We start from the raw sequence: 11,017 nt of genomic DNA on the forward strand, positions 1-11,017 counted from the left end.
TTTGTTGGAAAAAACATTGAACTTACAGAATCTTTAAAGAACGTGGCAGAAAAAAAATTCTCCAAATTGGATAAATACTTTTCTGAAGAAGCCAATGCTAGAGTTGTTTTCTCTACTGTAAGAGAAGAACAAACTGTGGAAGTTACAATATTTTTACCTAAGACAATTATTAGAGCAGAAGAAACTACAGACGATATGTACTCTTCAATGGATAACGCTGTGGATGCACTTGCTAGACAAATTAGAAAACACAAAACTAGATTAAAGAGAAGATACCAAAATAACGAAACTATTAGATTCGATGAAATTGTTGAAAAAGAAAAGGAAGAACCTGAAAACAAAATCGTAAAGAGAAAGAATTTTGAACTTAATCCAATGAATGAAGAAGAAGCAATTCTTCAAATGGAACTTTTAAATCATAATTTCTTCGTATTCTTAGATGCAGATACTGAAGCTGTTTCTATTGTCTATAAGAGAAAAGATGGCAATTACGGAAAAATTGAAGTATAAAATAAATTTTAGGGACGCTTAGGCGTCCTTTTTTTGTGTAAAAAATTTTCCAGCCAATAAATTTTAATAAGAAAGATAAAAAATAATTTTACACTAGGTAAATATTAATTTTACATTCCTCTGTTACATTATAGCTAAAGAAAATCTAGGAGGAATAAATGAAAAGTTTTAAAAAAGTTTTGGCAGTGACACTTGCAGTGGCAACTCTTGCACCAAGTTTTGCCTTTGCTGAAAAGAAAGATTATGGCAGTGCCAAAAATGTAATCATGATGATACCTGATGGCATGAGCATAGAAGCATCAACTACAGCAAGATGGATGACTAAGGACAAAAAATTTGTAATGGATGATTTGGCAACAGGCCTTGTTAGAACAAACAATTCAAACACACCTATTGCAGACTCTGCTCCAGCAGCCACAGCTATGGCAGCAGGTATTAAAACTGAATCACCCTTCGTTGGATGTTATCCGACTAAGGGCGGCATGCCAGGTTCACCTGAAATTGAAAAGGATAGGGCAAAACAACCTGTAGCAAATGTTCTTGAAGCTGCTAAGAGAAGCGGAAGATCCACAGGCATTGTTTCAACTTCAAACATTCAACACGCAACACCAGCTGACTTCTCAGCCCACAATCCTGACAGAAATAATTATGAAGACCTAGGAGAACAACAAGTTTACCAAGACATGGAAGTAGTTCTAGGAGCAGGCAGCACTTATTTAAGTAAGGAAACTAGAAAGGACAAGGAAGACCTTCTTTCTGAAATTAAAAACAAGGGCTACGATTATGTAACTACTAAAAAAGCAATGGAAGATTCAAAGGGCGACAAAATTTGGGGCCTTTTCGAAGACAAATCCTTCCCTTATGAAATAGATAGAGATAAAGTAAATAAACCATCTCTTGCAGAAATGACTGACAAGGCTCTAAAGGTGCTTTCAAAAAATGACAAGGGATTTTTCTTAATGGTAGAAGGTTCAGAAGTTGATTGGGCTGCTCACTCCAACGATCCCGTTGCACTTGTTCATGAAATTAAAGCCTTTGACGATGCAGTAAAAGTTGCCAAGGATTTTGCAGACACACATAAGGACACTGTAATTGTAATTGCAGCAGACCATGGAACTGGCGGAATAACTTTTGGACACAGAAATATATCTCACGGCTACGATAAGAGGCCTCTTAACGAATTTACAGATTTAATTTTATCTGCAAAAATTTCTGTAACTAAGGCAGCCGAAGAAGTTAAAGAAGACAAATCTAATGTAAAAGAAGTAATGGCAAAAGATTTTGGCGTAAAAGATTTGACAGAAGAAGAAATGAACTTAATAAAAAGTGAAAAAGATGTAGTTTCAGCAATGGGAAGAATTATCTCAGCAAGAAGCCACATTGCATGGACAACTGGCGGTCATGTTGGCGGAGATATAGGTCTTTACTCTTACTCAACATCAGATAAGGCAGAAAGACTAATTGGAACAGTTCACAACTATGAAATTGGAAGATACCTTGAAGATGTACTTGACCTTGATTTAGACAAATTAACTGAAGAACTTTATCAACCAATTAGAAAGGGCTTCGAAGATAAGGGAGCTAAAGTTGAATTTAAAAAGAAGGGCGAAAATGATTACGAAGCTATTGTAACAAAGGGCGAAGACAAAATTGTATTCCCAGTATCCAAGAACTACGCAATTAAAAATGGAGAAAAAGTTGAACTTGGCGGACTTACAATTTATAGCACAAGAGCCGTATATGTTCCACAAAAAGCTTTTGACCTAGTTAAATAATAAAATTTTTAATAAATCCAAATATTTGATAATCCTAATTAGATTTCAAAACCATCAAAAAAACTGCAGCTACCTTGACAGCTGCAGTTTTTATTTTTTTTCAATATTTGCAATTTCTCTTTGAATGAAGCGACCAGCCACATTGGCAATTTCCTTTACACTTTTGATTTTAATATAATTTCTTCCAAACAAAAATTTTGCATTTTCTATTTTGTCGCTATTTAATATTGCCGATGCGTGAATGCCAAGTTTTTTTAACTTGTCCAATTCCTTTTTAGTGTCCTCTAAAGAGGCTTCTTCAGAATAATTTTTTGAGCCAAAAAAGTTTTTTGAAGCCAGAGGTCTTATGTCGCGAGGATGGGCATCAGTTAGGGCAATTAAAAGATGATTTTCGTTTTTTAAATCAACTAGGTTTTGGTAGGCGCGATAAAAAAGTCCGTCACGATTCCAACCAGCTGTCCTATACCTAAAAATTTTCTCAAAGTCACACTTCTCTTCATAGTCTTTTAAGATTGTTATGACGGTGTAGTCGCCTACAGTCTCGTAGGAAATCACACGATTTAATATTTCATTGTTTTCAAGAGACTTGGACACAATATATGCCTCAATGGCAATGTCGCTTTCAAGTTCCATTAAAGAGGCTGAAGCATCTAGGATTAAATCCACCTTTAAGTAAGTGTTGAGATTTAAAATTTTCTTGGAAAAAATATTTACCTTGTCAGAAATCATGGACTTGTAGGCAAGCTTTGAAATGAGTTTGCCGCTATTAGTAACCACTTCTTCCATGCCGGAGTGATTGGAAAGAGCCAGCCTAATTTTTTTTGATAAACTTTTAATTTCGTTGTTGTAAAAATTTCTGTTTTCCTTAAACTTTAAGAGATGCCTATTTATTGTCTCGTCATCAAAATTTTCCTCATCAAGATTTTTGTGACTCTGACCTCTTGTAAAGTGAAGCCTTGATTTTTTGTGGGCGCCAAATAAATATTTCTCCTCAATTAACTTCATTTCATCCTCAGAATAAATTGACTTGCCAAAGGTGTCTTCAATGTATTTTTCTTTTTCTCTTCGCCTTTTTAGGGCAAAGGAATAGAAAAAGCCAGTGATGCCAGAAGTCTTTTTAGCTTGAAAGTCGCCGAAAAGAGTAGGACTATTGGACCTTTCAAGTTTGACAAAGCCCAGGCTATCAAAGAGGGTGAAATTTTTAAGGGGAGAAATTTTTAAAACTTCATTTTCCTTGTAATTTAAAACTTCACGAAAAATATTTAGGATTCTCTCTTCCAAATTTTTCTCGTTAGTGTCACCTTGAAGCCTTAAATTTTCAAAAATATTTTCTCTCTTGTCGCTTAAATTATAGGGCCTTTCCAAAATATTATTGACTTTTTTAAGCTGCATCTCGAAAAATAAATTTTCTTTTAGAGCCAAATTTTTTCTCTGCAAATCGTACTTATCTTCCAAAAATTTTTCTGCGTAAATCTTGCGTAGAGATGTCAAGACTTTTCGAGACTTAACTTCTTTTTCATAGACTAAATCTTCTAGGAGAAAAATGGCAAATAAATCAAATTTATCTCTATGGAGATTGTACTGCCAATTGTTAAAAATTTTTTCTAAATTTTCGCTGCCAAAATATTTTGCTGAAAGCCCAATTATTAAATTTAGATAAAAGTCAGGATTGCCAGAAATATCTTCGCCAGTAATAAAGGGCTCAGACAGGTAGTCCATAGAGCCGTCCCAAATTATATTTTTTATTCGATTTTCTTCTTTTCTTGAATTTTTATTGGTCATAGTAAAAATCACTCTTGGAAAATATCTTTAAAATATAAATTTTCTTTAAATCTCGACTTTATTAAGTCCTTTAAAAGTTCTTCTTCATAGGAATCAAAGAGCTTATTCGCAATAGTAAGTTCGAGAGCAGAAATCAAAGACAAATCTTCTCTCACAAGGTCAATTGCATCGAAAATCCCCCTAAGATCTGGTGCAGTTCTGGAAATTTCTCCTGCCTCTGCCTTTAATTTTAAATCGTAAAAGAAAAAGGCAATGTTTCCCACATACTCATCCTTCATACTTGGATATTCTTTTTTAATAAGTTCAACAAGTCTCTCGCGAGATATAAGGGGCATCTTTATAATTACAAAACGAGAGAGAAGGGCTTCATTCAATTCTCTTGTGCCCTCGTAGCCATAATTCATTGTGGCAATAAATCTCGTTGCAGGATGAAGTTTAATTATGTCGTAGCCTGGTATATCAATTATTCTTCTGTAGTCCAGTATAGAGTGAAGGACTGCCATGGCTTCATTTTTTGCCATATTGATTTCATCTAGGACAACAAAGCCACCACAATTTGCAGCCTTTGTTATAGGTCCCTCTCTAAAGAGAACATTTCCATTTTTTAATGTGTCGTCTCCAATTAATACTGAGCTGTCAATATTTATGTGAAAGGACAAATTCCAAAGAGGCCTTTTAAAAAGATAGGCGAGATTTTCCGCCAAAACATTTTTGCCTGTGGACTTGTCTCCAACTAAGAGAATATTTTTGCCAGCTAAAACTGCAGAGACTGCCTTTTGTAAAATTTCATCGCCAAAGTAAAAGAAGTGAGGTTCTGGAATTCTGTCTTTATATTTTTCGTCTAATTCATAAATTTTTTTAAATTCTTCTATTTTTGTATTTCTCATGTTATCACTTTTCAATTGAATTTATTTCGTTCTCAACATATAATTTTTTAAAATTTCCAAGGCCCATGGCAGATATTATTATCTCCATGTCTTCCCGCCCTTCCAAGTAAAGTTCAAGAGTTGGATTATAAAAAATTGATATGCCTGAAACTTCTTCCTTTTTATACCTACTGATGTCTTCATCATCCTTTATGCTTATGTCAAAGTCAAAGCTTCCAACGCCGCAACAGCAAGCCTTGACATCAACATCAGGATTTACAAAAATTTTATCTATATTTTTATTTTTAAGATAAGTTAAAGCCTTATCCTTTAGTATAAAATTCATAAAATCTCCTAAATAAAAAAAGGTGGCATTTCCAGCCACCTCTTACTTAAAAATAATTAATCTAAAATTTTAAAACAATTAATCTAAAATTATAGATTCAATTCTAGTTTTGTTCTTTTTACCAAGTTTAATTACGAAGTAAGCATATAATACTGAAATAACTCCTGCTGCAGGGTATGCAATCGAGAATGGCATTCCAAGTCCAAGACCTTTAATGTTAATAATAAATGAGAATACTATAAATACATAGAAGATTCCTGGAAGTAGAGTAATAATATAATTCTTACCTGTATCAATTAAATAAATAGTGGCAACAGCTAAAGCGAAAGTTGCTACGAATTGGTTTGTGAAACCAAAGTATCTCCAAAGTAGGTTAAATCCATTAGGATTTGTCTTTGCAAAGTATAGGATTGCAAAAGCTGGGATAAATAATACAGCAGCAAGTCCAGCTCTCTTTGAAGGAGCTTTTTGGTCAATATTTAATTCTTCAGCAATGATAAGTCTTAGAGATCTAAATGCAGTATCACCAGAAGTGATAGGAAGTGCAATAACACCAAGAACTGCAAGAAGTCCACCAACATTACCCATGAAGTATTTAGAAACTTGGCCAACCATAATTGTTCCCGGAGTGTCAAGTTTAGCAACGCCAGAAGAGAATAGAACCATTGCACCTGCTGCCCAAACCATGGCGATGAAACCTTCAGCGATCATAGTTGAGTAGAAAGTTGTTCTAGCTTCTGATTCAGATTTAACAGTTCTAGAAATAAGTGTTACTTGAGAACCGTGGAAACCTGATAAGATACCACAAGCAACTGTGATAAAGAATGATGGGATAAACTTTTGTCCAAGTGGGTGTTTTGCAAGAAGACCAGCATTTTCAAATGCCAAGTGTCCTGAACCCTTAATAAAGATTCCAATAAATACTCCAATAGCAGAGATAATTAGGAAACCACCAAAGATTGGATAAATTCTACCGATTAATTTATCGATAGGAAGTACAGTTGAAGCTATGTAGTAAGCAAAAATTACTGCATAGATGATCCAAATAACATTTGAATCAGCACCAACTTTAAGAATATCATTTGCGATTAAGTCCCCAGGAGTGTAGACAAAAACTACACCAGTAAGTAGAAGTAAGATTGCAATAACAATATTGTAGAATTTACGAACTCCATCGCCAACGTACTTTCCAACGAGTTTAGGAACTTGTGATCCGCCATTTCTCATTGAAATAAAGCCAGTCATGTAATCATGAACTGATCCTGCAAATACGCATCCAAGTGGAATTGCTAGAAAAGCAATAGGTCCAAAAAGAATACCTTGGATAGGTCCAATGATTGGTCCCATACCTGCAATGTTTAGTAGATTGATGAGCCAGTTTTTCTTTTCGCTCATTACTACATAGTCAACTCCATCAGCTTTTCTAACAGCTGGAGTTTCTCTGTCGTCTGGTGCCAATTGACTTTCTACATATTTTGAGTAGAAAAATCCGCCACCAAGCAATATTATAAGTCCAATAATAAATAGTAACATATAAATCCTCCTTTACTTTTATTATTCTTAGTTCAATTATAGAACAATGAATTTATAAATTCAAGGAATAGCATTGAAGAATATCAACGCATCAATCGTTTGCAAAAGATTCTGTAAAAATGTTTTTACAAAGTTTTTATTTTAAATATTCTTTTAAAAATTATTGATATTATTTGGGAAAATTTATGGGAGCTTTTAAGAAAAAACTTATAGAAAAGTAAAATTTTATTAAAAATATTATTGGAACTTAAAACATTTAATAAGTTGAAAAATTAGAAAAATCTTAAGAGGATTAATGGACTTAGGTCCATAAAGATGTTTTTAGACAAAAAAATAAGGCTTACGCCTTAAAATAAATTGGTCGGGGTGAGAGGATTCGAACCCCCGGCCCCATGGTCCCAAACCACGTGCGCTACCAAACTGCGCTACACCCCGACATGAAAAGTTTACAAGAATTTTATATTCTTTATATACAATTTTCGAACAGATATTATTATAACATGAAAAAAATTTTTGTCAAAGACTTTTTAAAAAAATTTTAAAAAGCACTTAGAAAACTATTATAGTTGATTTATAAAAAGATTACAACTAAAATATAAGTATTATTAAAAAAGGAGGTAACATGAGAGCTATTATATTTGATTTAGACGGAACCTTGGTGGACTCCATGGGATATTGGAGAAGAGTTTCTCGTGACTTCATGAAGACAAAGGGAATAGACATAGAAGACAGTGTGCAGCACAAGATGACTACAATGAGCCTTAACACTTCCCTTAGGTATTTAAAGGACTATTACAAGTTAAGTGAAAGCTTTGAAGAACTTTATCATGGTTTTAGTGATACAGTAAAAGATTTTTATTCCAACAAAGTTAAGTTAAAGGACAATGCCCTAGAAATTTTAAAATATTTTAAGGATAGAGACAAAAAGATTGTCATAGGAACATCAACTGCAGAAGGCTTTGCGGACATAGTAATAAAAAAATACGGCATAGACAAATATATTGAAGGACTTTACACAGCAGATTCAGTTGGCCACATCAAGGGCGACGAAAAATTTTTCACTACAATAACTTCTGAAATAAAGGAAGAGCCAAGGGATGTATATTTAATTGACGACTCCTATCTTGCCCTTAGGACTGCCAAAAGTGCAGGTCTTGAGACAGTGGGCATCTACGATGAAAACTCCAAGGACAAGTGGCACTTAGTTGTAGATGAAAATAAATATTCTATAACAAATTTAATAGAGCTAAAAAATATATGAAATTATTTTTATTTTTTGCAGCAAGGACCATACCTGCCTTCATAATTACCTTTGTAGCATTTTCTCTTATTAGAGTAAAATTTTTCTCCCAAAGAAAAATAAAGTCGAATGGCTTTAGAGAATTTCTACTTAGCCTTTTTGCAGGCTACCTTGCCTTTTTACTTATAATGTTATTCATGCCTAATTCCTATATAGCAGGTTCAGGAATAAATTTATCTAACGAACATTTTGACTTCGTTGGAAACTTTAAAGACAGAATAACATCAGGCTCCTGGGGAGTAAACTTAGTTCCCTTTAGGACTATAAAAAACTACATAAAATATTCAGGAATTCTTCACACATTGATAAATATAATGGGCAATGTAATAATTTTTGTGCCCTTTGGAATTTTACTTCCAGAAATTTTTTCAAAGACGAGAAATATTTTAAAGATTCTTGGCATAACTTTTGCCACTTCCTTTTTCGTGGAGTTTATACAATTTTTTATAGGAAGGTCTGTGGACATTGACGATTTGATGTTAAATGTCCTTGGCTCACTTATTGGATATTTTATTTGGAAGAAAATTTTAAGATTTAAATTTGCCAAGAAAAATAGAAAAAAATTAAAGAAGGCTAAGACTTACTGAAATTGACAAAATAGGGAAGTTTTAGTATAATCTTAGTCTAACTTCATATGGGGGCGAAAATGGTTTCGACGGGGATTTTGAGCTTTAAGTAGCGAGTCGTTGATGGATCACACAACGAAAAAATGGTCTATAAAAAATAAACGACGAAAATAATTTCGCACTAGCTGCCTAATTAGGTAGCAATCCGGCCAGACGCCGCGAACTGTAACCGGGTTTCAAATTAGCGGGCAAACGAACTCTGTAATGCGCCATAGCAGAGGGGGTTAATGGCGATACTCTGTATGAGTTTGACACTCTAGTAATACAGGGGAAATTTAAGAGGAGTCTGCACTCGGAGAATCTTTCTGTAAGAAGTCTTCGGACGTGGGTTCGACTCCCACCGCCTCCACCAAAATTTTTATTTAAAGTCATTCATGCTTATGGATGGCTTTTTATTTTTGCAGGGAATTATTTTATTGGCAAATAAAAAAAAGAGACTCTCGCCTATTAATTTTTTTAGCTTGATTGTAAAAGTTTTTCATACATCTCTATTAATTCTTCTGGTATGACGAAGTTAAAATAAGTGCCGGATTTTGATAGGAATAGATACATCAGTCCAAGGGATGTAAATTTTTTCATGTTTACATAGACATTTTCGTCAGAATAATCTACGGCGCCATTATAAAAATCGTAAAAGGACTTGTGCTCTTTTTCGTCAAAGTTCATGAGAGTATTTTTAAATTCACTGGTAATTTTTTTATGTATTTCTTCTACTTCTTCTGACAAACTTAGTCCCTCAAGGTCTAAGTCATAGGAAGATGCAATGAGTTGTCTCTGGTCGCCGTCTAAACTCTCTATAATAGGGTATAATTTATCAATAGGCAGTTTGTTAATGGTTTCAACTTTAAAAAGTTTTAATAAAAAATCGCTCATAATTCACCTCGTATTTATTATACATGAAATGAGCTGTGGGAGGAAATATGTCTAATATTAAAAAACTAAGCCATGGCGTTTATTGTAAAATTATTCCTCTAAAGGGAAATCCCCTAAAGAGCATAAATATTTATATGGTAAAGTCTAGGGGCGAGGCTCTTATTATCGACACAGGCTTTAACACTGAAGAAATAAAAAGTGAAATGTTATCTTTCATAAAATATATGGAAATTGATTTAAAGAGGACAAAGTTATTTTTGACTCATCTTCACTCTGACCACACAGGTCTTGCAACTTGGTTTCATGAAGAGCTTGGCGTTGAAATTTACATGGGAGATATTGACTACCGCATGATGTCTTCTATGGCTGATGCAAATTCTAAGAGGTGGAAGGATGTCATGGCGACAACCCACCTTCAAGGGCTGGATGAGGACAATTTAAAAATTGAAGAGCACGCAGGCTTTCTGTATAGACCCAAGGCAGAGTTTCCCTACACTTCCTTTAATCCTGACTATACCCTAAAGCTTGGGGACTTTACCTTTAAGGGCATGGATTTTTCTGGTCACACTCCAGGCATGGTTGGTCTTTATGAAAAGGAAAGAAAAATTTTATTTTGCGGCGACCACCTCTTGGGAGACATCACACCAAATATTACTTTTTGGAATTTCACAGTGGGCGACAGCCTTGGAAGATATTTAATAAATATTGAAAAATTAAGAAATCTTCCAATTGACCATCTTTATTCATCTCACAGGGCACTTATTGAGGATGTGCCAAAGAGGATTGACGAGCTAAAGGCTCATCACGAAAAGAGAATTAGCGAGGCATTAAAGACTTTAGAGAAAAGTGGTAAATGCACAGTTCGTGATATTGCCATGAATATGACTTGGGACATGAGGGCAAGAGACTTTTCTGAATTTCCAAACACGCAAAAGTTTTTCGCAGCAGGAGAAGCTCACGCTCACCTTGAACACCTAAGGGCCCTAGGCAAGGCTGACTTTGAAAAAGACCAAGATGGAGTTTTGCACTATTACTCTATTTAAATTTTATTTGATTTTAAAAGGCCTTAGACATAGAATTAACTTGACGAGAAAAATAAAAAATGGAGTGAAAAATGAATAAATTAATTTGTAAGTATAAAGACAAACTTTTAGAAAGTGGCAAGGAAACAATTTTATGTGGCATTGTAAATGTTACACCAGATTCTTTTTCTGACGGCGGCAAATGGTACGGCAAGGACAAGGCCATCAAGAGGGCAAAGGATCTCATTGATGCCGGCGCAAAAATGATTGACCTTGGCGGTGAATCCACTAGACCAGGATCACACTACGTAGAAATTGAAGAAGAAATTAGTAGGGTTGTGCCAGTTATAAAGGAATTAAAGACTATGACAGATGTGCCTCTAT

11 protein-coding genes, 1 tRNA gene and 1 other RNA gene are annotated in these 11,017 nt (G+C 34.4%); 7 read left to right on the top strand and 6 right to left on the bottom strand.

The annotated features are described in order from the left end of the window. Both raiA and Q0U74_RS07085 read left to right on the top strand, forming a co-directional pair. The coding region (raiA, locus tag Q0U74_RS07080) for a ribosome hibernation-promoting factor, HPF/YfiA family (protein ID WP_297393659.1) at positions 1-510 on the top strand (510 nt) is incomplete at its 5' end. Positions 511-668: 158 nt separating this feature from the next. Next, a complete protein-coding gene (locus Q0U74_RS07085) occupies positions 669-2,285 on the top strand; it encodes an alkaline phosphatase (protein WP_297393661.1) in 1,617 nt (538 codons plus the stop codon). Between the two features lie 90 nt (positions 2,286-2,375). Here the strand turns inward: Q0U74_RS07085 and Q0U74_RS07090 are convergent, their stop codons facing one another. The 5 genes from Q0U74_RS07090 to Q0U74_RS07110 form a co-directional block, all read right to left on the bottom strand. After that, positions 2,376-4,067 carry a VWA domain-containing protein gene (locus Q0U74_RS07090; protein ID WP_297393663.1) on the bottom strand — a complete coding sequence of 564 codons (1,692 nt, stop codon included), beginning with the start codon at positions 4,065-4,067 and terminating at the stop codon, positions 2,376-2,378. Between the two features lie 8 nt (positions 4,068-4,075). Next, positions 4,076-4,954: an AAA family ATPase gene (locus Q0U74_RS07095; RefSeq protein ID WP_297393665.1), complete on the bottom strand. Its 879-nt coding sequence runs from the start codon at positions 4,952-4,954 to the stop codon at positions 4,076-4,078. Positions 4,955-4,958: 4 nt separating this feature from the next. Then, the gene (locus tag Q0U74_RS07100; RefSeq protein ID WP_297393666.1) at positions 4,959-5,279 is read right to left on the bottom strand and encodes a hypothetical protein; all 321 of its coding nucleotides are present in this window, start codon (positions 5,277-5,279) and stop codon (positions 4,959-4,961) included. A gap of 78 nt (positions 5,280-5,357) precedes the next feature. After that, positions 5,358-6,812, bottom strand: coding sequence for a carbon starvation protein A (locus tag Q0U74_RS07105; RefSeq protein ID WP_297393668.1), 1,455 nt, complete (start codon positions 6,810-6,812; stop codon positions 5,358-5,360). Between the two features lie 358 nt (positions 6,813-7,170). Further along, positions 7,171-7,247, bottom strand: a tRNA-Pro gene (locus Q0U74_RS07110). 187 nt (positions 7,248-7,434) lie between these two features. Between Q0U74_RS07110 and Q0U74_RS07115 the strand changes: the two genes are divergently transcribed. The 3 genes from Q0U74_RS07115 (at position 7,435) to ssrA (ending at position 9,090) form a co-directional block, all read left to right on the top strand. Continuing rightward, positions 7,435-8,073, top strand: a complete 639-nt coding sequence (locus Q0U74_RS07115; protein ID WP_297393670.1) for an HAD family phosphatase — start codon at positions 7,435-7,437, stop codon at positions 8,071-8,073. Continuing rightward, on the top strand, positions 8,070-8,699 hold the full coding sequence (locus tag Q0U74_RS07120; protein WP_297393671.1) for a VanZ family protein: 630 nt from the start codon (positions 8,070-8,072) through the stop codon (positions 8,697-8,699). Before Q0U74_RS07115 ends, Q0U74_RS07120 begins: the two co-directional genes overlap by 4 nt. 49 nt (positions 8,700-8,748) lie before the next feature. Then, positions 8,749-9,090: a transfer-messenger RNA gene (gene ssrA, locus Q0U74_RS07125) on the top strand. 104 nt (positions 9,091-9,194) lie between these two features. Here the strand turns inward: ssrA and Q0U74_RS07130 are convergent. Continuing rightward, positions 9,195-9,611 (bottom strand): hypothetical protein, encoded by a 417-nt coding sequence (locus Q0U74_RS07130; protein WP_297393673.1) that lies wholly within the window; start codon positions 9,609-9,611, stop codon positions 9,195-9,197. A 47-nt stretch (positions 9,612-9,658) separates the two neighbouring features. On the opposite strand from Q0U74_RS07130, the gene Q0U74_RS07135 reads away from it, so the two are divergent. Further along, complete coding sequence (locus Q0U74_RS07135; RefSeq protein WP_297393675.1) at positions 9,659-10,654, top strand: MBL fold metallo-hydrolase; 996 nt, start codon at positions 9,659-9,661, stop codon at positions 10,652-10,654. A gap of 71 nt (positions 10,655-10,725) precedes the next feature. After that, positions 10,726-11,017 (top strand): dihydropteroate synthase (locus Q0U74_RS07140; protein WP_297393677.1); only part of this gene is annotated, 292 nt, incomplete at its 3' end.

The organism is uncultured Peptoniphilus sp. (genome assembly GCF_946998875.1).
Classification (GTDB): domain Bacteria; phylum Bacillota; class Clostridia; order Tissierellales; family Peptoniphilaceae; genus Peptoniphilus_A.